This is a genomic window from Nocardiopsis oceanisediminis (genome assembly GCF_048595525.1).
GTDB classification, from domain to species: domain Bacteria; phylum Actinomycetota; class Actinomycetes; order Streptosporangiales; family Streptosporangiaceae; genus Nocardiopsis_A; species Nocardiopsis_A oceanisediminis.
Map to the genome: position 1 here is coordinate 693,308 of NZ_JAFMZJ010000001.1, position 24,030 is coordinate 717,337.

Annotated in this window: 4 protein-coding genes; all 4 read right to left on the bottom strand. The window is 75.0% G+C overall.

Annotated elements, in window-relative coordinates:
- Positions 1 to 55: 55 nt before the first annotated feature.
- Complete coding sequence (locus J0910_RS03315) at positions 56 to 8,059, bottom strand: type I polyketide synthase (protein ID WP_420157027.1); 8,004 nt, start codon at positions 8,057 to 8,059, stop codon at positions 56 to 58.
- A 43-nt stretch (positions 8,060 to 8,102) separates the two neighbouring features.
- Positions 8,103 to 11,486 (bottom strand): type I polyketide synthase, encoded by a 3,384-nt coding sequence (locus J0910_RS03320; protein WP_420157028.1) that lies wholly within the window; start codon positions 11,484 to 11,486, stop codon positions 8,103 to 8,105.
- A gap of 60 nt (positions 11,487 to 11,546) precedes the next feature.
- Positions 11,547 to 20,189 carry a type I polyketide synthase gene (locus tag J0910_RS03325; RefSeq protein WP_420157029.1) on the bottom strand — a complete coding sequence of 2,881 codons (8,643 nt, stop codon included), beginning with the start codon at positions 20,187 to 20,189 and terminating at the stop codon, positions 11,547 to 11,549.
- 517 nt (positions 20,190 to 20,706) lie between these two features.
- Positions 20,707 to 23,952, bottom strand: coding sequence for an AfsR/SARP family transcriptional regulator (locus tag J0910_RS03330; RefSeq protein ID WP_420157030.1), 3,246 nt, complete (start codon positions 23,950 to 23,952; stop codon positions 20,707 to 20,709).
- Positions 23,953 to 24,030 lie beyond the last annotated feature (78 nt).

Sequence of the window (24,030 nt, forward strand, 5' to 3'; positions counted from 1 at the left end):
GAGGTCCTTGGGGTCGATCGCCGGAAAGTCACGTTCATGGAGGCGGGGTGCGCGGTCAGGAAATGCCGAATTCGTTGCCGAGCAGATCGAATATCTCGTCGTCGGACGCCGATTCGATGCGGTCGGCGATCGATGAGCCGTCCGCGGCTCCGGCGGACCCCTTCCACTTGGCCACAAGGGCTTCCAGGCGTGTCGTGATGCGTGTGCGGTCGGTGTCGTCGGCGGCGATCGCGTCGAGCGACGCCTCCAGGGCGTCGATCTCCGCGTCCACCGGCGCGCTCTCCCCGGTGTCGGGCAGGAGCCGCTCCCGCAGGTGGTCGATGAGCGCCGCGGTCGTGGGGTGGTCGAAGACGAGCGTGCTGGGCAGCCGCAGCCCGGTGGCGCCGTTGAGCCCGTTGCGCAGTTCCACGGCGGCCAGCGAGTCGACTCCGAGCTCACCGAACGGCTGGTCGAGGTCGACCGACTGCCCGGACGGGTACCCCAGCACCGTCGCCACCTGGGCGCGCACCGCCTCCGACAGCAGCCGCTCGCGCTCGGCCGCGGGCGCGGCCGCCAGGCGCTCCGCCAGCGCGGAGCCGCCGGACGCGGCGGCGTCGAGTTCGGCCGCCTCCTGCTCCAGGACCTGGCGGACCTCCGGCAAGTCGCCGAGGAGCGGGCTGGGGCGCATCGCGGTGAAGGCGGGGACGAACCGCGCCCAGTCCACGTCGGCCACCACCACGGCGGCCTCCCCGTGCGCGACCGCCTGATGCAGGGCGGTGAGCGCGAGCCCGGGGTCCAGCCCGGGGACGCCGCGCCGGTGCATCTGCTCACCCGCCTCGCCCTCGGCCATGCCGCCTCCGGCCCAGGGGCCCCAGGCGACCGCCGTGGCCGGCAGGCCGCGGGAGCGCCGCCGCTCCGCCAGCCCGTCCAGGAACGCGTTGGCCGCGGAGTAGGCGGCCTGGGCGCCGCTGCCCCAGGTCGCGGCGATCGAGGAGAACAGGACGAAGGCGTCCAGCGGGGTGTCCGCCAGCAGCTCGTCCAGGTTCCGCGCGCCGGCCGTCTTGGCGGCGACGACCCGGGCGAACTCGGCCAGGTCGGTGTCGATCAGCGCGGTGGGGTCGCCCACCCCCGCGGCGTGCACCACGGCGGTCAGCGGGAACTCGGCCGGGACGGACGCCAGCAGTTCGGCCAGCGCCTCCCGGTCGGACACGTCGCAGGCCGCCACCGTCACCCGGGCACCGAGAGCGCTCAGCTCCGCGACCAGCTCGGCGGCTCCAGGGGCCTGGTGCCCGCGGCGGCTGGTCAGCAGCAGGTGCTCGGCGCCGCCGGCGGCGAGGCTGCGCGCGATGCGGCCGCCCAGCGCCCCGGTTCCGCCGGTCACCAGCACGGTGCCGCGCGGCCGCCACTCGGAGATCGGGCCGGAAGGCAGGGGCGCCCGAACCAGCCGGCGCGCGTACACGCCGGAAGGGCGGATCGCGATCTGGTCCTCGCCGCCGTCGCCCGCGAGCACACCGGACAGACGGTCCAGCGCCGGCCCGTCCAGCACCGGCGGCAGGTCGATGAGCCCGCCCCACCCTCGAGGGTGCTCCAGGGCGATCACCCGGCCCAGACCCCAGGTCTGCGCCTGCACCGCGCTGACCTCGGGATCGGTGGAGCCGGTGGAGACCGCTCCCCGAGTGAGGCACCACAGCCGCGCCTCGATGCCCGCGTCCTCCAGCGCCTGGACCAGCAGCACGGTGCCGGCCGTTCCGGTGTGCAGGGCGGGCAGGCCGGGGAAGTCGGCCTCGTCCAGGGCCAGCAGGGAGAGCACGCCGTCGGGGCGCACGCCGTCCAAGGCGTTCCGGAGCTGCTCGGCGAGTCCGGCGCGGTCGTCGCGGGCGGCCGGTTCGACCTGCACGACCGAGGCGCCGCCGTCGGCCAGGCGACGCGCACAGGCGGCCACGGCCTCATCGTCGCGACGGCCGGGCGGGACCACCAGCAGCCAGGTGCCGGACGGGGCCGCGGCCGCGGGGTCGGCGGTGGGCTTCCAGGCGACCTGGTAGCGCCATGCGTCAAGGGTCGACCGGGTGTCCGAACTCTGCCGCCAGCGGGAGAGGGCGGGCAGAACCGCGCCCAGCGCCGCCTCGTCGGTGATCTGGAGCGTATCGGCCAGAGAGGCGAGATCCCCTTGGCGCACCGCTTCCCAGAACCGGGCGTCGACCGACGATGCGCCGCCGGCCGAGGCGGTGGCGGAGCCGTCCAGCCAGTAGCGCTCGCGCTGGAAGGCGTAGGTGGGCAGTTCCACCTGCTGGGCGCCGGTCCCGGCGAAGAACGCGGACCAGTCCGGGCTCACGCCGCTGGTGTGGAGCCGGGCGATGGCGGTGGTGAGCGCTTCGGCTTCGGGGCGGTCGGCGCGTAGGGCGGGGACGGTGGTCGCCTCATCGGCCAGGCTGTCCTGTGCCATGGCGGTGAGGACGCCGTCGGGGCCCAGTTCCAGGAAGCGGGTGGTGCCTTCGGTTTCCAGGGTGCGGATTCCGTCGGCGAAGCGGACGGCTTCGCGGACGTGGCGGACCCAGTAGTCGGGGGAGCAGAGCTGTTCAGCCGTCGCGAGGGCACCGGTCAGGTTGGAGACCACGGGGATGGCCGGGGGCGCGAAGGAGAGTCCTTCGGCGGTCTTCCGGAAGTCCTCCAGCATGGGTTCCATGAGGGGCGAGTGGAAGGCGTGGGAGACCGTCAGGCGCTTGGTCTTGCGTCCCTGGTCGCGGAAGTGGTCCGCGATCTCGATGACCGCGTCCTCTTCGCCGGAGACGACGGTGGAGGTCGGGCCGTTGATCGCGGCGATCGCGGCCCGGCCTTCGAAGCCGGCCAGGGCCTCGGTGGCCTCGTCTTCGGTGGCCTGGAGGGCGACCATCGCTCCGCCTGCGGGGAGGGCCTGCATCAGGCGTCCGCGTGCGGCGACCAGCGCGGCGGCGTCTTCGAGGGTGAGGACTCCGGCGGTGTGTGCGGCGGTGATCTCTCCGATGGAGTGGCCGGCCAGCAGGTCGGGGGTGATGCCCCAGGATTCGACCAGGCGGAACAGGGCGGTTTCGATGGCGAAGAGTCCGGCCTGGGTGTAGGCGGTCTGGTCGATCAGCCCGGCGGCCTCGGAGCCTTCTTCTGCCCACATGACCTCGCGCAGCGGCCGGTCCAGATGCGCGTCGAGCGCAGCGCATGCGGCGTCGAAGGCGTCGGCGAAGACGGGGAAGGCCGCGTGCAGCTCACGGCCCATCCCGGCACGCTGGGACCCCTGCCCCGAGAACAGGAACGCCGTTCCTCGGGGTGATATCGAGCCGTTTACCACAGCGGGGTCGGGAGTCTCCTGCGTTAGCGCCGCGAGCCCCGTGAGCAGGCCTTCGCGGTCGTTTCCGACCACGACCGCGCGGTGCTCCATGGCCGAGCGGGTCGTGGCCAGGGAGAACGCGGTGTCCAGGAGGTTCAGGTCGGGGGCGGCCTCCAGATGGGCCAGCAGCCGACCGGCCTGGGCGCGCAGCGCCGCCTCGGTCCGGCCCGACAGCGCCCACGGCATGGCCGGAAGCCCTGCGCCCTCGGAGACGTCCTCGGTCTCCGGTGCCTGCCCGATCGGTGTTTGCTCGACCGGCGCCTCTTCAACCGGTGCCTGCTCGACGACGACGTGCGCGTTGGTGCCGCTCACACCGAAGGAGGAGACGCCCGCCCGGCGCGGCCGTTCGGCCTCGGGCCACGGCCGCTCCTCGGTGAGCAGCTCCACCGCCCCGGCCGACCAGTCCACGTGCGGGGTCGGCTCGTCCACGTGCAGGGTCTTCGGCAGCGTGCCGTGGCGCATGGCCATGACCATCTTGATGATGCCGCCGACACCGGAGGCCGCCTGGGAGTGGCCGATGTTCGACTTCAGCGAGCCGAGGAAGAGCGGCCGGTCCTCGGAGTGCTCCCTGCCGTAGGTCGCCAAGAGGGCCTGGGCCTCGATCGGGTCGCCCAGCGTGGTGCCGGTGCCGTGCGCCTCCACGGCGTCCACGTCGGCCGGGGTGAGCCCGGAGTTGGCCAGGGCCTGATGGATGACCCGCTGCTGGGCGGGCCCGTTGGGGGCGGTGAGCCCGTTTGAGGCGCCGTCCTGGTTCACGGCGCTGCCGCGCACCACCGCCAGCACCTGGTGGCCGTTGCGGCGCGCGTCGGACAGCCGCTCCACCAAGAGCATGCCGACGCCCTCGGCCCAGCCGGTGCCGTCGGCGGCCGCGGCGAACGCCTTGCACCGGCCGTCGGGGGAGAGCCCGCGCTGGCGGCTGAACTCCTGGAAGGCGGCGGGAGAGGACATCACCGTCACGCCGCCGGCCAGCGCCATCGCGCATTCCCCGCTGCGCAGCGCCTGCGCGGCCAAGTGCAGGGCGACCAGCGATGACGAGCACGCCGTGTCGACCGTGACGGCCGGGCCCTCCAAGCCGAAGGTGTAGGAGATCCGGCCGGACAGCGCACTCGCGGCGGTGCCGATGCCCAGGTAGCCCTCGACCTTTTCCGGGGCCTCGTGCAGCCGGGGGCCGTAATCCTGCGAGGCGACCCCGGCGAACACGCCGACCTGGCCGCCGCGCGCCGCCGCCGGGTCGATCCCGGCGCGTTCGAACGCCTCCCAGGAGGTCTCCAGCAGCAGCCGCTGCTGCGGGTCCATCGCCAGCGCCTCACGGGGGGAGATCCCGAAGAACCCGGCGTCGAAGTCGGCCGCGTCGTGCAGGAAGCCGCCCTCGCGGACGTAGGACTTCCCGGGGCGCGCCGGGTCCGGGTCGTACAGCCCGTGCAGGTCCCAGCCGCGATCGGTGGGGAAGGGCGAGACGGCGTCGCCTGCGGCGGCGACGAGCCGCCACAGCTCCTCCGGGGACCGGACCCCGCCCGGGTAGCGGCAGGCCATGCCGACGATGGCGATCGGCTCGTCGGCGGCGACGGCCGCGGCCTGCGCCGGGACCCGGGTGTCGGCCCCGGTCAGCTCGGCGTTCAGGTGGTCGGCGAGCGCCTGCGGGGTGGGGTGGTCGAAGACCAGGGTGGCGGGCAGCGACAGGCCGGTTGCGGTGTTCAGCCGGTTGCGCAGCTCGACGGCGGTCAGCGAGTCGAAGCCCAGCTCTCTGAAGGCGCGGCCGTCCAGCATCGCCTCCGCGGAGGAGTGGCCGAGCACCGCGGCCGCCTGCGCGGCGACCAGATGGATCAGGGTGCGGTCCCGCTCCTCGCCGGGGAGTGCGGGGAGGAGCGGTGCGTCGCCGGCCACCGCCCGGGGGCGCTCGGCCTCCGGCGCCTCACCGGGGGAGACCGGCGACCGCCCTGCCTCCAGCCAGTAGCGCTTGCGCTGGAAGGCGTAGGTGGGCAGGTCGGTGCGCTCGGCGCCGGTACCGGCGAAGATCGCGGCCCAGTCCAGGCGGACGCCGTGGACATGGAGTTCGGCCAGGGCGGCGAAGAGCGTCGCGGCCTCGGGGCGGTCCGGCCGCAGCGCGGTCGCCGCGGCGGGAGCGGTCGCGGTCTCCGCGGCCATGGCGGTGAGGACGCCGTCGGGGCCCAGCTCCAGGAGGGCGGTCACGCCTTGGGTCTCCAGGGTGTGGATCCCGTCGGTGAAGCGGACGGCCTCCCGCACGTGGCGGACCCAGTACTCCGGCGAGCAGAGCTGTTCGGCGGTGGCGGTCTCTCCGGTCAGGTTGGAGATCACCGGGACGGCAGGGGAAGTGAAGGAGAGCCCTTCCAGCGTCGCGCGGAACTCGGCGAGCATGGGTTCCATCAGGGGCGAGTGGAAGGCGTGGCTGGTGTTGAGCCGCTTGGTCTTGCGGCCCTGCTCGCGGAAGTGCTCCGCGATCTCCAGGACGGCCTTCTCCTCGCCGGAGACGACGACGGAGACGGGGCCGTTGATCGCGGCGATGCCCGCGCCGCTGCCCGATCCGACCAGGGCCTCGAAGACCTCGTCTTCGGTGGCCTGGATCGCGACCATGGCTCCGCCTGCGGGGAGGGCCTGCATGAGGCGCCCGCGGGCGGCGACCAGCGCGGCGGCGTCCTCCAGGGACAGCACCCCGGCGGTGTGCGCGGCGGTGATCTCCCCGATGGAGTGGCCGGCCAGCAGGTCCGGGCGGATGCCCCAGGACTCGACCAGCCGGAACAGCGCGGTTTCGACGGCGAAGAGTCCGGCCTGGGTGTAGACGGTCTGGTCGATCAGCCCGGCCAGGTCGGAGTCTTCTCCGGCCCAGACCACGTCGCGCACGGGGTGCGGGACGTGCCCCGAGAGCTGCTCGTCGAGCGCCGCGCACGCCGCGTCGAAGGCGTCGGCGAAGACGGGGAACGCCGCGTGCAGCTCGCGGCCCATGCCGGCATGCTGCGACCCCTGCCCGGAGAACAGGAACGCGGTCTTGGTCTCCAGCCGGGCCGTGCCGCTGACCACGCCTGCGGCGGGGTCTCCGGCGGCCAGCGCGTCCAGGCCGGCCATCAGGTCGTCGCGGCCGCCGCCGATCACGACCGCGCGGTGGTCCAGCGCGGATCGGGTGGTCGCCAGGGAGTAGGCGGTGTCCAGGAGATCGAGGGCGGGGGTGGCCTCCAGGTGGGCCCGGAGCCGCCGGGCCTGCGCGCTCAGGGCCGCCGCGGTGCGGCCGGACAGCGCCCAGGGCAGCGCCTCGGGGGCGGCCGCCGCTCCCGCCTCCGCCGCCTGACCGTCCGCCGCCTGCCCGTCCGGTGCCTCTTCGGCCGGTGCTTGCTCGACCACGACGTGCGCGTTGGTGCCGCTCACGCCGAAGGAGGAGACGCCCGCCCGGCGCGGCCGTTCCGCCTCGGGCCAGGGGCGGGCCTCGGCGAGCAGTTCGACGGAGCCCGCCGACCAGTCCACGTGCGGGGTGGGCTCGTCCAGATGCAGCGTTTTCGGCAGTGTGCCGTGGCGCATGGCCATGACCATCTTGATGATGCCGCCGACACCGGAGGCCGCCTGGGAGTGGCCGATGTTGGACTTCAGCGAGCCGAGGAAGAGCGGCCGGTCGTCCGGGCGGTCCTGGCCGTAGGTCGCCAGCACCGCCTGGGCCTCGATCGGGTCGCCGAGCCGGGTGCCGGTGCCGTGCGCCTCCACGGCGTCCACGTCGGTCGGCGACAGCCGCGCGTCGGCCAGCGCCTGCCGGATCACCCGCCGCTGGGCGGGCCCGTTGGGCGCGGTGAGGCCGTTGCTGGCGCCGTCCTGGTTCACGGCGCTGCCGCGCACCACCGCCAGCACCTGGTGGCCGTTGCGCCGCGCGTCGGACAGCCGCTCCAGCAGCAGCACGCCCGCGCCCTCGGCCCAGCCGGTGCCGTCCGCCGCGGCGGCGAACGCCTTGCACCGGCCGTCCGGGGAGAGCCCGCGCTGGCGGCTGAACTCCACGAAGCCGCCCGGCGTGCTCATCACCGAGACGCCGCCGGCCAGCGCCATCCCGGACTCGCCCCGGCGCAGTGAGCGGATCGCCAGGTCCAGCGCGACCAGCGACGACGAGCACGCGGTATCGACCGTGACCGCCGGGCCCTCCAGGCCGAGCGTGTAGGCCACCCGGCCCGACATCACGCTGGCGGCCTGCCCGCTGAGCAGGTGGCCCTCGGCGCTCGGCGGCGCCTCGTGCAGGCGGGGGCCGTAGTCCTGGCCGTTGGACCCGATGAAGACGCCGGTCCGGCTGGACCGCACCGACTCCGGTCCGATCCCGGCGCGTTCGAACGCCTCCCAGGAGGTCTCCAGCAGCAGCCGCTGCTGCGGGTCCATCGCCGATGCCTCGCGCGGGCTGATGTCGAACAGGTCCGCGTCGAACTCGGCGGCGTCGTGCAGGAAGCCGCCTTCGCGGACGTAGGACGTGCCGGACGCCTCGGGGTCGGGGTCGTAGAGGTTCTCGATGTCCCAGCCCCGGTTGTCGGGGAACCCGGTGATCGCGTCCGCGCCCTCGGCCACGAGCCGCCACAGGTCCTCGGGTGACGCGACGCCGCCGGGGTAGCGGCAGGCCATCCCGATGATCGCGATCGGCTCGTGCTCCCGGTCCTCCAGCTCGCGCACCTGCCCGCGCGCCTGGCGCAGCTCGGCCGTGGTCCGCTTGAGGTAGTCGAGGAGCTTCTCCTCATTGGTGGTCAACACGGGCTCCCTTGGGACGGCGCGGAGGCGGGCTCGGGACGGCTCACGAGGCGCCCAGCTCTCGGTCGAGGAGGTCGAACATCTCGTCGGCGGTCGCCGCGCCGAGTCCACCGGTTTCGCCGCCGGGCTCGGCCCGGCCGCCGGTCCGGTCGGCGCCGGTCCAGCCGGCGAGGATGCCGCTCAACCGGTCGGTGATCCGCTCCCGCTCCGCGGCGTCGCCGGCGCCCGAGGCGAGCCCCACCAGGGCGGACTCCAGCGCGTCCAGGTGGGCGTACACCGGCGCGGCGGGCGCCGAGGCGGACAGGATCCCGGTGCGCAGCAGCCGGGCCAGCGCCGACGGCGTGGGGGTGTCGAAGACGAGGGTGGCGGGCAGCGCCAGGCCGGTCCGCGCGTTGAGGCGGTTGCGGAGCTCGACGGCGCTCACCGAGTCGAAGCCCAGTTCGCGGAAGGTGCCGCCGAGTTCCAGCTCGTCCGGTGAGGCGTGCCCGAGCACGGCCGCGGCCTCGGTGCGCACCGCGCGCAGCAGCAGGCGCTCCTGCTCGGCCTCGGGCTGCCCGGACAGCCACTCGGTCCACCGCGCCAGTGCGTCGGTGGCCGGCTCGGCCTCGGGTGCCTGCTCCACCGCCGGGGACGGGGCGGACACCGCCGCGGTACGGCCCCCGGTGCTGTCCGCCAGCCAGTAGCGCCGGTGCTGGAAGGCGTAGGTGGGCAGGTCGGTGCGGTGGGCGCCGGTGCCGGCGTACAGCGCGGCCCAGTCGACCGGGGCGCCGTGCGCGTACGCCTCGCCGAGCGAGGTGAGGAAGCGGACCGGGCCGCCGTCGTCGCGGCGCAGGGTGCCCAGGGCGGCGGCGGGGCGCCCGGCCTTCTCGAACCCCTCCTGGAGCCCGGCCGTCAGCACCGGGTGCGGGCTGCACTCGATGAACACCCCGTGGCCGTCGTCCAGCAGGATGTCCACCGTCTGCGCGAGCTGGACGGTCTGGCGGAGGTTGGTGTACCAGTAGGCGGCGTCGAGCTCTGCGGTGTCGATGGGCTTGCCGGTGACGGTGGAGTAGAACGGCACCTGCGAGCTGCGCGGTTCGATCGGGGCGAGCGCGTCCAGCAGGCGCTCTTCGATCTGCTCGACGTGGGCGGAGTGGGAGGCGTAGTCGACCGGGATGCGTTTGGCGCGCACGCCGTCGGCTTCGCAGGCGGCGATCAGTTCGTCGAGGGCGTCGGTGTCGCCGGAGACCACGGTTGCGGCGGGGCCGTTGACGGCGGCGACGGACAGCCGTCCGTTCCACCGCTCCTCCAGGCGCCGGATGGTCTCGTCCGCGGAGAGCGCCACGGAGACCATGCCGCCCTTGCCGGAGAGCTCCAGCAGGGCCTGGCTTCTCAGGGCGACGACGCGGGCGGCGTCTTCGAGGGTGAGGGCTCCGGCGACGCAGGCGGCGGCGATCTCGCCCTGGCTGTGCCCGACCACCGCGTCCGGCTGGACGCCGTGGAACCGCCACATCTCGGCGAGGGAGACCATGACCGCCCACAGCGCGGGCTGGACCACGTCGACCCGCTCCAGGGACGGCGCGCCCTCGGCGCCGCGCAGGACGTCCAGCAGTGACCAGTCGGTGAAGGGCGCCAGCGCGGCCGCGCATTCGGCCATCCGCTCGGCGAACACCGGGGAGGAGTCCAGCAGGCCCACGGCCATCCCGGCCCACTGCGAGCCCTGGCCCGGGAACACGAACACGGTGCCGTCGTCCGCCCCGACGGTGCCGGTCACCACACCGGCCGCCGACTCGCCCGCCGCGAGCGCGGCGGTCCCCCGGAGCAGCGCCTCGCGGTCCTCGCAGACGATCACGGCCCGGTGGTCGAACCTGCTCCGCGTCGATATCAGCGAGTGGCCGACGTCCACCGGGTCCAGGTCGGTGTGCTCCCGGACGTGGGCCGAGAGCCGCCCGGCCTGGCCGCGCAGCGCGGCGGCGCTGCGCGCCGAGAGCACCCAGGGAACGGCGGGCAGGTCGGAGATCGGCAGGGACGCGGCCGGTGCCTGCTCGGCCGGTGCCTCTTCGGCCGGTGCCTGTTCGATCACGACGTGCGCGTTGGTTCCGCTGATCCCGAAGGAGGAGACGCCCGCCCGGCGGGGTTCGCCGGTCTCCGGCCACGCGGCCGGGTCGGTCAGCAGCCGAACGGCGCCCGCCGCCCAGTCCACCCGCGGCGAGGGCTCGTCGATGTGCAGGGTCCTGGGCAGGACCCCGTTGCGGATGGCCATGACCATCTTGATCACGCCGGCCACGCCGGCTGCGGCCTGGGTGTGGCCGATGTTGGACTTGATCGAGCCGAGGAAGAGCGGCCGGTCCTCGGGCCGGTCCTGGCCGTAGGTGGCGAGGAGCGCCTGGGCCTCGATCGGGTCGCCGAGGCCGGTGCCGGTGCCGTGCGCCTCGACCGCGTCCACCTGGGAAGCGCTGAGCCCGGCGTTGGCCAGGGCCTGGCTGATCACCCGCTGCTGGGACGGGCCGTTGGGGGCGGTGAGCCCGTTGGAGGCGCCGTCCTGGTTGACCGCACTGCCGCGCACCACCGCGAGCACCTGGTGGCCGTTGCGCCGCGCGTCCGACAGCCGCTCCAGCAGCAGCACGCCGGCGCCCTCGGCGAACCCGGTGCCGTCCGCGGCGGCCGCGAACGCCTTGCACCGGCCGTCCTCGGCCAGACCGCGCTGCCGACTGAACTCCACCAGCACCGACGGGGCGGACAGCACCGTGGCGCCGCCGGCCAGCGCCATCGAGCACTCGCCGCTGCGCAGCGCCTGCACCGCCGAATGCAGGGCGACCAGCGAGGACGAGCACGCGGTGTCGATGGTGACCGCCGGGCCCTCCAGGCCGAAGGTGTAGGAGACCCGGCCCGACGCCAGCGCGCCGGAGGTGCCGATGGTCAGCCGGCCGTCCAGCTCCGCGGGGAGGCCGGGAAGCCCCTGGCCGTAGTCGTGGTACATGACCCCGGCGAACACGCCGGTCCGGCTGCCGCGCACCGTCGCCGGGTCGATCCCGGCGCGCTCGAACGCCTCCCAGGAGGTCTCCAGCAGCAGCCGGTGCTGCGGGTCGGTCACCCGCGCCTCGTCCGGGGAGATCCCGAAGAACCCGGCGTCGAAGCCGGCCGCGTCGTCCAGGAACCCGCCCTCGCGGGTGTAGCTGGTGCCCCGCCGACCGGGGTCGGGGTCGTAGACGGCGTCCAGGTCCCAGCCCCGGTCCTCGGGGAACCCGGTGATCGCGTCCGTACCGCCATCGACCAGCCGCCACAGGTCCTCGGGCGAGGCCGCCCCGCCCGGCAGGCGGCAGGCCATGCCGACGATCGCGATCGGTTCCCGGCGCTCCTCCTCCGTCTCGCGCAGGCGCTGCCGGGCCTTGTGCAGCTCCAGCGTCACCCAGCGGAGGTTCTCCACCAGCTTGCCGTCATCCGCCATGGGGGCGCACCTCCTCGGAGTGGGGGAACGGGTCGTGGGGGGATCCGGTTGCGAGTGCGTTCACCTGCTGCCTCCCAGTTCCTGCTGGATGAGGGCGAGGAGTTCGTCGGCCGACGCCTCCTGGATCCGGCCCTCCACGTCCCCGGCGGCACCGTCTGCGGGGCTCGCGGCCGGGCCCCGGGAGGCCTCGGCCTGGAGGAGGCCCAGGCGCTCCGCCGCCTCGGCCCGGACGCCGTCGTCCACACCGGGTCCGGCGAGGGCGGCGGCCAGGTCGTCCAGGAGGGCGAGGACGCCCCGCCCGGAGGGGGCGGGGGCGGGCGGCGCCAGCCGCTCGTGTACGTACGCGGCGACCGCGGCCGGGTTGGGGAAGTCGAAGACCAGCGTGCTGGGCAGCCGCAGCCCGGTCGCCGCGTTCAGCCGGTTGCGCAGCTCGACCGCGGTGAGCGAGTCGAAGCCGGCTTCGGTGAACGCCTGCTCGGGCTTGACCGCGCCCGCCGTGCTGTGGCCCAGCACCCCGGCCGCCTCGGAGCGGACCAGGTCGAGCACGGCCTGCGGGCGGTCGGCCTCGCCGACCCCGGCCAGCGCCGCCTGGAACGTGCGTGCGGGCGCGGCGCCCGCGCGCCGGGCGGGCGCGCGGACGACGCGGCGGAACAGCCCCGGCACCCCGGCCGCGCGCAGCGCCGCGGTGTCCAGCCGGGCGGGCAGCAGCACCGGCTCGCGGGCGGCGCAGGCGGCGTCGAACAGGTCGAGCCCCTGCTCCGAGGGGATCGGGAGCAGCCCGGAGCGGGAGAGCCGGGCGAGGTCGGCGGCGGCGAGGTCGCCGGTCATGCTGCTGGTCTGCTCCCACAGGCCCCAGGCCAGGGAGGTCGCGGGCAGGCCGAGGGTGCGGCGGTGTTCGGCGAGGGCGTCGAGGAAGGCGTTGGCGGCGGCGTAGTTGGCCTGGCCTGCGGTGCCGATGGTGCCGGCCGCCGAGGAGAACAGGACGAAGGAGGAGAGCTCCGTGTCCCGGGTGAGTTCGTGCAGGTTCCAGGCGGCGTCGGCCTTGGGCCGGAGCACCGTTTCGAACCGCTCGGGGGTGAGGGTCTCGACGGTGCCGTCGTCGAGGACGCCGGCGGCGTGTACGACCGAGGTCAGCGGGTGCTCTGCGGGGACGGACGCCAGCAGGTCGGCGAGTGCGTCGCGGTCGGCGGCGTCGCAGGCGGCGATGGTCACCGTCGCGCCCAGTTCCTCCAGTTCGGCGGCCAGGTCTGCGGCGCCGGGCGCCTCCATCCCCCGGCGGCCGGTCAGCACCAGGCGGCGGGCGCCGTGCGCGCTCACCAGGTGCCGGGCGACCAGCGCACCGAGGGTGCCCGTGCCGCCGGTGACCAGGACGGTGCCGCCGGAGCGGAGCAGGGGAGCGGAGGCGGCCGCGGACGCCTCCGGGCGGTCCAGGACCGGGGTGCGCGCCGTCCCGGAGCGCAGTGCCAACCGGTCCTCCTCCGTGTTCAGCAGCGCGGGGAGCGCCGCCAGGGAGCGGCCGTCGCCGTCCAGGTCGACCAGGAGGATCCGGCCGGGGTGCTCGGTCTGCGCGGAGCGGACCAGACCCCACACCGCCGCACCGGCGAGGTCGGTGACCTGCTCGTCCGCGCCGACCGCCACCGAGCCGCGGGTCGCGACCACCAGGCGGGCGCCGTCGGACCGGGGGTCGGACAGTCGGCTCTTGAGCGCGTCGAGGACGCGGGCCGTGGCCGCGCGCACCGCACCGGGCACGTCGCCGCCGAAGCCCGCCGGCCTCCCCGACGCCGCTCCTGCGGAGATCAGGACCGCCTCGGGCGCGTCCCCTCCGGGGGCCGCCGTGCCGTCGGCGGAGGCCGGACCGGCATGGGCGACGGCGGCCCCGGCCGCCGCCAGCGCGGCGACCAGGTCCTCGTCACCGGCCACGGCGACCGGCGCCGCCGGGGCGGGCGGCACCGGGACGGGCGCCCAGTCGATCCGGAACAGGGAGTCGTCGCGGGCGCCCCGGGCGGCGGTCAACTGGGCGGCGGACAGCGGGCGCAGCACCAGGGAGTCGACCGAGAGCACCGGGCGGCCGGTCTCGTCGGCCGCCGCCAGCGCGACCGACTCCGGCCCGCGCGGTGAGATGCGGACCCGCAGGGCCGAGGCTCCGGAGGCGCGCAGCTCGGCGCCCTCCCAGGAGAACGGCAGCCGGGCCCGTGCGGATTCGGCGGGGGCGCCGTCCAGCCGGGTCGCCTGCGCGGCGGCGTCGAGCAGCGCGGGGTGGAGGGCGAACCGGGCGGCGTCGGGCTGAGGGACGTCGGGCAGGCGCACCTCGGCGAAGACCTCGGCGCCCGCGCCGTCGGCGGACGTGCGGCGCCAGGCGCGCACCAGGCCCTGGAAGGCCGGCCCGTACCCGAACCCGTCCTCTGCCGCGGCGGGGTAGAAGTCGCCGAGATCCACCTCGGCGGCGCCGGGCGGCGGCCACTCGGCGGCGGACGCCCCATCGGCCGACGCGGGGGCCGGCGCCGCGCCGCCGGGGGCGAGCATGCCGTCGGCGTTGCGGGTCCACGGGGCCTCGGACGGCGCGGACTCGGACCTGGAGTGCACGCTGAGCGCCCGGCGGCCGTCCTCGCCGGGCGGGCCGACCGAGACCTGGACCGCGACACCGCTCCGATCGGGCAGGACCAGCGGAGCCTGCAGGGTCAGCTCCTCCAACCGGTCGCACCCGACCTGCTCGCCGGCGGTCAGGGCGATGTCGAGGAAGGCCGTGCCCGGCAGCAGCACCGTGTCCAGCACGGCGTGGTCGGCCAGCCAGGGGTGGGTGCCCTGGGAGAGGCGCCCGGTGAACAGCAGGCCGTCGGAGTCGGCGAGCCGGACGGCGGCACCGAGCAGCGGGTGCCCGGTGGAGTCCAGGCCCACCGCCGCGACATCCCCGGCGGCCGGAGTGTCGGGCATGTCGATCCAGTGGCGCTCCCGCTGGAACGCGTAGGTCGGCAGGTCCACTCGGCGGGCTCCGCCACCGAAGGCCGGCCGCCAGTCCACCGGGGCGCCCGCGGCGCCGGCTTCGGCCAGGGAGGTCAGGAACCGCTCCAGGCCGCCTTCGTCGCGGCGCAGAGTGCCCGAGGCGGAGGCGCGGCGGCCGGTGTCGCCGATGGCGTCGATGGTCTGCGCGACCGCCATGGTGAGCACGGGGTGTGCGCTGACTTCGATGAAGACGGTGTGGTCGTCTTCGAGGAGCCTGCGGGTGGTGTCCTCCAGTAGGACGGTCTGGCGGAGGTTGGTGTACCAGTACCCCGGGTCCAGTTCTGCGGTGTCGATCGGCTTGCCGGTGACGGTGGAGTAGAACGGGACCTGCGAACTGCGCGGCCGGACGGGGGCGAGCGCGTCCAGGATCCGCCCCTCGATGGCTTCCACGTGGGCGGAGTGGGAGGCGTAGTCCACCGGGACGCGCTTGGCGCGCACGCCGTCGGCTTCGCAGGTGGTGATGAGTTCGTCGAGGGCGTCGGTGTCGCCGGAGACGACGACGGAGGAGGCGCCGTTGACGGCGGCGACGGACAGCCGTCCGTCCCACTTCTCCAGGCGCCGGCCGATCTCCTCGGCGGGCAGGGCCACGGAGACCATGCCGCCTTGGCCGGAGAGTTCGGGCAGGGCCTGGCTTCTCAGGGCGACGACGCGGGCGGCGTCTTCGATGGTGAGGGCTCCGGCGACGCAGGCGGCGGCGATCTCGCCCTGGCTGTGCCCGACGACGGCGTCGGGCTGGACGCCGTGGGAGCGCCAGACCTCGGCGAGGGAGACCATGACGGCCCACAGCGCGGGCTGGACCACGTCCACCCGCTCCAGCGACGGCGCGCCGTCGGCGCTGCGCAGGACGTCGAGCAGCGACCAGTCGGTGAAGGACGCCAGGGCGGCCGCGCATTCGCTCATCCGCTCGGCGAAGACCGGGGAGGAGTCCAGCAGCTCCACGGCCATCCCGGCCCACTGCGAGCCCTGGCCGGGGAAGACGAACACGACCTTGCCGACCGGTCCGGCCTTGCTCTGCACCAGACCGGGGTGGTTGCGGTCCTCCGCCAAGGCGTCCAGTGCCGCCAGCAGGCCGTCGCGGTCGGCGGCGACGGCCACGGCGCGGTGGTCCAGCAGCGCGCGCCCGGTGGCGAGGGAGTATCCGATGTCCACGGGGTCCAGGTCGGTGTGCTCCCGAACGTGGGCCGAGAGCCGCTCGGCCTGGGCGCGGAGCGCCGCCTCGGTCTTCGCCGACACCACCCACGGCACCGCCGGTGGGGCGGCAGGCGCGCTGTGGACGGCTCCGGTGCCGGCATCCGCCTCTGAACCCGGCACCGGAGCCTGCTTGATGGGTACTTCTCCGACCGGCGCCTCTTCAACCGGTGCCTGCTCGATCACGACGTGCGCGTTGGTCCCGCTCACGCCGAAGGAGGAGACGCCCGCCCGGCGCGGCCGTTCCGCCTCGGGCCAGGGGCGGGCCTCGGCGAGCAGTTCGACGGAGCCCGCCGACCAGTCCACGTGCGGGGTGGGCTCGTCCAGATGCAGCGTTTTCGGTAGCGTGCCGTGGCGCATGGCCATGACCATCTTGATCACGCCACCCACCCCGGCCGCCGCCTGGGAGTGGCCGATGTTCGACTTCAGCGAGCCCAGCCAGAGCGGCCGGTCCCCAGGACGCTCCCGCCCGTAGGTGGCGAGGAGCGCCTGGGCCTCGATCGGATCGCCCAGCGTGGTGCCCGTGCCGTGCGCCTCGACCGCGTCCACCTGGGGTGCTCCCAGACCGGCGTCCGCCAGCGCTTGGCGGATCACCCGCTGCTGGGCGGGGCCGCTGGGCGCGGACAGGCCGTTGGACGCCCCGTCCTGGTTGATCGCCGAGCCGCGCACCACCGCCAGCACCTCGTGCCCGTTGCGGCGCGCGTCCGACAGCCGCTCGACCAGCAGCACGCCCGCGCCCTCGGCCCAGGTGGTCCCGTCGGCGGCCGAGGCGAACGCCTTGACCCTGCCGTCCGGGGAGAGCGCGCGCTGCCGGCTGAACTCGATGAACGTGCCCGGGGTGGACATCACCGAGACACCGCCCGCGAGCGCCATCGAGCACTCGCCGCTGCGCAGCGACCGCACCGCCAGGTGCAGGGCGACCAGCGACGACGAGCACGCGGTGTCGATGGTGACCGCCGGGCCCTCCAGGCCCAGCGTGTAGGCGACCCGGCCGGACACCACGCTGCCGGAGCCGCCGGTGAAGGAGTAGCCCTCCGCTCCCGCCGGGGCCCGGCCCAGGCGGGAGGTGTAGTCGTGGTACATCGCGCCGGCGAACACGCCGACCCGGTCGCCGCGGACCGAACCGGGGTCGATCCCGGCGCGTTCGAACGCCTCCCAGGAGGTCTCCAGCAGCAGCCGCTGCTGCGGGTCCATCGCCGCGGCCTCGCGCGGGTTGATCCCGAAGAACGCCGGGTCGAACATGTCGGCGTCGTGCAGGAAGCCGCCTTCGCGGACGTAGGACGTGCCGGATGCCTCGGGGTCGGGGTCGTAGAGGTTCTCGATGTCCCAGCCCCGGTTGTCGGGGAACCCGGTGATCGCGTCCGCGCCCTCGGCCACGAGCCGCCACAGGTCCTCGGGTGACGCGACGCCGCCGGGGTAGCGGCAGGCCATACCCACTACGGCGATGGGGTCACCGTCCGCTGCGGCGGCCACCGGCGGCCCGCCCGCGTCGGTCTCCTCCCCGCCGGAGAGCTTCGCGGTGATGAGCCGGATGACCGCGGCCGGGGTGGGGTGGTCGTACAGGAACGTGGTGGGCAGCCGCAGCCCGGTGGCGGTGTTCAACCGGTCGCGCAGCTCGACCGAGGCCAGCGAGTCGAAACCGGCGTCCTTGAACGCCCGGTCGGGATCGACGGCCTGCGGGCCTGCATGGCCGAGGACGGCGGCGGTCTCCGAGAGCACCAGCTCGTCGATGGCCTTGCCCGGCGCCGGGACGGGCGCTCCGGATCCGGAGGCTCCGCCGGGCGCGCCGGCATCGACCGCTCGGAGGTCCGGGGAACCCAGGCCGGCCGGCGGCGCGCCCGCCTGCTGTCCGGCATCGCTCTCGGAGACCTCCAGCCAGTGGCGTTCGCGCTGGAAGGGGTAGGTGGGCAGGTCGGTGCGCTCGGCGCCGGTGCCGGCGTACAGCGCGGCCCAGTCGACCAGGGCGCCGCGGGTGTACGCCTCGGCCAGGGAGAGGAGCAGCCGGCCGGGTCCGCCGTCCTCGCGGCGGAGGGTGCCGACGGTGGCGGCCGCCTTCTCCTGGGCCTCGGCGGTCTCCTGCACGGCCATCAGCAGCACCGGGTGCGGGCTGCACTCGATGAAGACGGTGTGGTCGTCTTCGAGGAGCCTGCGGGTGGTGTCCTCCAGTAGGACGGTCTGGCGGAGGTTGGTGTACCAGTAGGCGGCGTTGAGTTCTGCGGTGTCGATGGGCTTGCCGGTGACGGTGGAGTAGAACGGCACCTGCGAGCTGCGCGGCTCGATCGGCGCGAGCACGTCGAGCAGCCGCTTCTCGATCTGTTCGACGTGGGCGGAGTGGGAGGCGTAGTCCACGGGGACGCGTTTGGCGCGGACGCCGTCGGCTTCGCAGAAGGCGATGAGTTCGTCGAGGGCGTCGGTGTCGCCGGAGACGACGACCGAGGACGCGCCGTTGATCGCGGCCAGGGAGATGCGCCCGTCCCAGGCTTTCAACCGCCGGGCGATGCCTTCGGCGGGCAGTGCCACGGAGACCATGCCGCCCTTGCCGGAGAGCTCCAGCAGAGCCTGGCTGCGCAGGGCGACGACGCGGGCGGCGTCTTCGAGGGTGAGGGCTCCGGCGACGCAGGCGGCGGCGATCTCGCCCTGGCTGTGCCCGACCACCGCGTCGGGTTCGACGCCGTGTGCGCGCCACATCTCGGCGAGGGAGACCATGACCGCCCACAGCGCGGGCTGGACCACGTCCACCCGGTCCAACGACGGCGCGCCCTCGGCGCCGCGCAGGACGTCGATCAGTGACCAGTCGGTGAAGGACGCGAGGGCGGCCGCGCATTCGGCCATCCGCTCGGCGAAGACCGGGGAGGAGTCCAGCAGCTCGACGGCCATCCCGGCCCATTGCGAGCCCTGGCCGGGGAAGACGAACACCGTCCGACCGGGGGACCCGGCGGTGCCGCGCACCGCGCCGGAAGTGGCGTCGTCGTCGGCCAGCGCGGTGAGCCCGGCAAGCAGCTCTTCCCGGTCCCGGCCGGTGAGCACGGCCCGGTGCTCGAAGGCGGACCGGGACGTGGCCAGGGAGTATCCGATGTCCACGGGGTCCAGCTCCGCCCGCTCCCGGACGTGGGCCGAGAGCCGCTCGGCCTGGGCCCGGAGCGCCTCCCGGGTCCGGCCGGACAGCGCCCACGGCATGGGCTCGGGGGCGCGCAGCGGGCGCCGCGGGGCGGCGGAGCGGGCCGGGGCCGGGGGTTCGGTGAGCACCAGGTGCGCGTTGGTGCCGCCCATGCCGAACGAGGAGACCCCGGCGACCAGCGGCCGCTCCTCGTCGGGCCAGGCGCTGAGCGAGGTCTGCACCCGCAGCCCCAGTTCCTCCAGGGGGATCTCCGGGTTGGGGGTGCTGAAGTTGAGGCTCGCCGGGAGCCGCCGGTGCCGGATGGCCAGCACCGCCTTGAGCAGCCCGGTGATCCCGGCCGCGCCCTCCAGGTGGCCGACGTTGGTCTTGGCGGAGCCGACGGCCAGCGGGCGGTCCGGCGTCCGCACCGAGCCGAGCACCCGGCCCAGCGCCGCCGCCTCGACGGGGTCGCCGCGCCGCGTCCCGGTGCCGTGCAGTTCGACGTACTGGACCGACGCGGGATCGACGCCGGCCCGCCGGTAGGCCCGCCGGAGGACGTCCTCCTGGGCGGGCCGGTGCGGAGCGGTGAGGCCGTCGCCCCCGCCGTCGTTGTTCACCGCGCCGCCGCGGATCACGCACAGCACGTCGTCGCCGTCGGCGACCGCCCGCTCCAGCGGTTTGAGGAGGAGGAAGACGCCGCCCTCGCCGCGGACGAACCCGTTGGCCCGGGCGTCGAAGGTGTGGCAGCGGCCGTCCGGGGAGAGCCCGCCGAACCGCTCGGCGACGACCCCGCTCTCCGGGGCGAGGATCAGGTTCACTCCGCCGACCAGGGCGGTGTCGGCCTCGTCGCGCAGGAGGCTCTCGCAGGCGCTGTGCACGGCGACCAGGGAGGAGGACTGCCCGGTGTCCAGGGTCAGGCTGGGGCCGCGCAGCCCGAGGACGTAGGAGACGCGGTTGGCGATGGTCCCGCGGTGCAGCCCGGTCATGCTGTGCCGGGTGACGGCCGCGGGGCCGTGCCGGTGGTGCAGGGCGGCGTAGTCGTCGGTCATCGCGCCGACGAACACGCCGGTGCGGGTGCCCGCGAGCGACGCCGGGACGATGCCGGCCCTCTCCAATGCCTCCCAGGCCAGTTCCAGCATGAGCCGCTGCTGCGGGTCCATGGCCGCGGCCTCGCGGGGCGAGATGCCGAAGAAGTCCGGGTCGAACAGGTCGACCCGGTCGAGGAACCCGGCCCGCCGCGCGCCCGGGCTCCCGGTGCGCAGCGCCTCGGAGCCGGGCCGGTCCGGCGGGGCCTCCCCGACGGCGTCGGTGCCGTCCCGGAGCAGGCGCCAGAAGCCCTCCGGGTCGGGTGCCCCCGGCAGGCGGCAGGACGCGCCGATGACGGCGATCGCACCGGACGGCGTCGGACTTCCCGACATCGGGCCTCCAAGGGCAGATGGGCGGTGGTCCACCGACGGCCCGTGCCGGGAACAGGGCGGGCCGCGTCCGCGGGGCGTGCTGGGAGCACCGGTCTCCTGGCGGGTCGCGCCGGCCCTGTCCCAGGGGGCGGCCGGGAGCGGCCCGGCCGGCGCGCATGGCGCGGTCAGTGGAACAGTGGGAAAACTACGGAGCCGCACTACCAAAGCGCTCCCTCGCAGCTTTCATCCGAATGAAAGTCACTCCAGGGGGTCGCCCGTGAGCGTGAGGTAGCGGTCGGAGGGGTGTCGACCAGCGGTGAGGCCGGGGATCCGGGCGGGGCGGGGCCATTTCGGACCCGGTTTCGTTGAAAATTTAATTGCTTCCCGGAATGGCGTCCGCAGGGGGTGGAATTCGCCCCGGCGCGCCGGTTCCGGGCATTCGGCGGACCGCCGGTGAACCGCCTCCGAAGGGCGGCCGAAAACGAGAAAAGCGGGGCGCCGCCCATGGGCGCCCCGCCGTTCCGATCCCCCGCGCCGTTCAGCAGCGCTGCACTGCTGCCACCGGCTCATCGCAGAACTCCTCCAGCCACCGGCGGGCCTGGTCCCGCATGATCGCCAGCCCGTTCTCCTCGGCCAGCTCCATGCTCCGCCGCCCCAGGTCCCGGGCCCGCACGGGATCGCCCAGGCCGCGGTGGGCCCCCGCCATCGCCAGCAGGCACTGCGCCTCGATCAGCCACAGCCCGCACCCGTGCATCAGCCCCACCGCCTCCCGGCCGGTGTCCAGGGCGCCGAGGTGGTCGCCCTTCAGGGTCTGCACGGTGCACAGCTCGGAGAGCGCCTCCGCGATGTGCACCAGGGAGCCCCACTCGCGGGCCAGCTCGACGGCGCGCCGCATGCTCTGCTCGGCGGAGTCCGCCTCGTCCAGCGTCGCCTCCGCCCGGCCGAGCGCGATCAGCGCGAGGACCTCGGTCTCCACGTTGTGCTCGTCCTGGGCCAGCTCCAGGGCCTGCAGCGCGCTCTCCCGGGCCCGCTCGCACCGGCCGGCGTCCGCCTCCAGCGCGCTGAGGCCGGACAGCGCGTAGGACTCGCCGTACCTGTGCCCCAGCTCCCGGTGGATCTCCCGGCCCCGGGTCAGCGCCTTCTCCGCCGCGTCGTGCTCGCCGCGCAGGCGCAGCACGAAACCCTCGCTGACCAGGTTCACCGCCTCGTCCCACGGGGTGCCCTCCGCGATGGCCAGCGTCCTGCCCAGGCCGAGGTGCTCGGCGGCCTCATCGAGCCGGGCCAGCATCCGGTAGACCAGGCCGAGGTTGTTGTAGACCATGATCTCGCCGCTGCGGTTCCCGAGCGCCTGCTGCAGTTCCAGCGCGCGCTTGAGTTCGGTGGCGGCCTCGTCCAGCCGCCCCACCGACTGCAGGGTGACGCCGAGGGAGTTGGTCGTGCTGGCCTCGCCCTGCGGGCAGTCGTCGCCGATGTAGATCCGCCGGGCCTCGGTGAGGCAGCGGATGGCCCGCTCGTGCTCGCCGATCTGGATGCAGGCCACGCCCTCGCTCTCCAGCATGAGCGCCTCGGCGCGCCGCGCGCCGTGCTCGCGCGCGGCCGCCCGGATCGCCGGCGCGACCTCCACCCACTGGGTGCGCAGCCCGCGGTGGTTGAAGATGATGCGCAGGCCTTCCGCCAGGCACCACCCCAGCGGGTGCGGCCCGCGCACGGCCGCCTGGAGCAGCAGCGCCACCAGGTTCTCGTGCTCGGCGTCGAACCAGGCCAGCGCCTGGAGGGAGTCGGTGAAGGCCACCGGGAACCGCTCCTTGACCGACGGGTCGCGGGGGATCCGCAGGTCCCGGGTCCGGAACCGCTCGTAGGCGGCGTCGACGGCGGACACGTGGTACTCGATGAGCCGGGCCCACGCCTCCTCCCGCGGCCCGGCCTCCTCGTCCTCCTGCACCCGGTCGCGGGCGTAGTCGCGGACCAGGTCGTGGAACCGGTACCGGCCTGTGACGTGCTGCTCGACCAGGTGCGCCGCGGCCAGCCTGCTGAGCCGCCGGGAGGCCTCGGCGACCGGGACGTCCGCCAGCGCCGCCGCGGCCTCCGGGGTGAAGTCGGCGCCGGGCACCAGCCCGAGCAGCCGGAACAGCCGCTGGGGGCCGGGGGCGAGCGCCCGGTAGGACACGGTGAAGGCCCGGGTGATGGCGCTCTCCTCCGAACCGTCCACGGTCAGCACGTCGAGCGGCCGGCCGCGGGTCAGCTCGGTGACCGCGTCGGAGATCCGGGGCTCGGGGCCGGCGCTGATCTTCGCCGCGGCGATCCGCAGCGCCAGCGGGAGGTGACCGCAGAGCCGGGCCAGTTCCCCGGCGGCCTCCGGCTCGGCGCGCAGCTGCTCCTCGCCGAGGATCTCGCCGAGGAGCGCGCGGGAGGAATCGGGGTGGAGCGTGCTCAGCGGCAGCGGGCGCGCGCCGTCGGTGACGATCAGCTCCCCGAGCCGGTGCCTGCTGGTGACCAGCACCGTTCCGGTGGGCGGCAGCAGCGGGCGCACCTGGCGGCTCTCCCGGACGTTGTCCAGTACCAGGAGCAGGCGCTTTCCCTCCAGCAGCGACCGGTACAGCCCCACCAGCTCGTCCGGGTCGTCCGGGATCCGCTGCGGGTCCGTTCCGAGGGCGCGCAGCAGCTGGGCCAGCGCCGCGCTGGGGTCCAGCGGTTCCCGCTCGACGTCGAACCCGCGCAGGTCGAGGTAGAGCTGGCCGTCGGGGAAGCGCTCGCGGACCCGCCGCGCCCAGTGCACGGCCAGCGCCGTCTTGCCGACGCCCGCCGTTCCGCTGAGCACCCAGACGTCCACCAGTCCTTCGCCGGACCCCGACCCGCCGCCGAGCTGGTCGTCCAGCCGGGAGAGGCAGTCGGACCGCCCGACGAACCCGCGCACGTCGTGCGGGAGCTCCGCGGGGCGCACCACCGCCGCGGGCTTGGCGGGCGGCGGCTCGGCCCCGCCCTTCTCGGCGCCCTGGCCGCCCTGGCCGTTCAGCACCTGCAGATGCAGCTCCTGCAGGGCCTTGCCGGGCTCGATGCCCAGCTCCGTGGAGAGCGTCCGGCGCACGTCGGCGTAGGTCTCCAGCGCCTCGGAGGAGCGGCCCGAGCGGTGCTGCGCCAGGATCAGCAGGTACTGGAGCCGCTCCCGGAACGGGTACTCCTTGCTCGCGCGGCGCAGCTCACCGGTGACCTGCACATGGCGGCCCAGGGTCAGCTCCGCGTCGAAGAGCTGCTCCAGCGCGGCCACCCGCCGCTCCTCGAACATCGGGGCCTCCCGGGCCGCGAACGGCTCGGCCACCCCGCCGAGAGGCGGGCCCTGCCACAGCTCCAGGGCGGTGCGCAGCAGGTCGGCGGCCCGGCGCGGGCGGCCGGCCGCCGCCTCGCGCTCGGCCTCGGCGGCCGTCGCGTCGAAGACGTCCAGGTCGACCTCGCCCGGCTCGGTCTGGATCAGGTAGCCGGGCGGCCGGCGGACGATGGCGGAGCGGCCGAGGAGCTTCCGCAGTTCCCAGATCCGGACCTGCAGCTGGCTGCGCGCGCTGCTCGGCGGGTCGTCCCCCCAGAGCGCGTCGATGAACCGCTCCTCCGACACCACGCGATTGGCGTTCAGCAGCAGCAGGGCCAGCGTCGTGCGCTGCTTGGCGCCGCCGAGCCGCACCGGGCCGGCGTCGCCGCGGACGGAGAGCGGCCCGAGGACCCGGTACCGCACCCGGTCGTCCTCCTGGCCGGGGAAGGTTTCGGGGGCGTCGCCGCCCCTGGTGGTGGACACCAACGAGTTCCCTCCTTTCCTGCGGCCCGACCGGGACCGCGGATCCGGCTCCTCGGACGTCCCGGTACACGCCGCGAA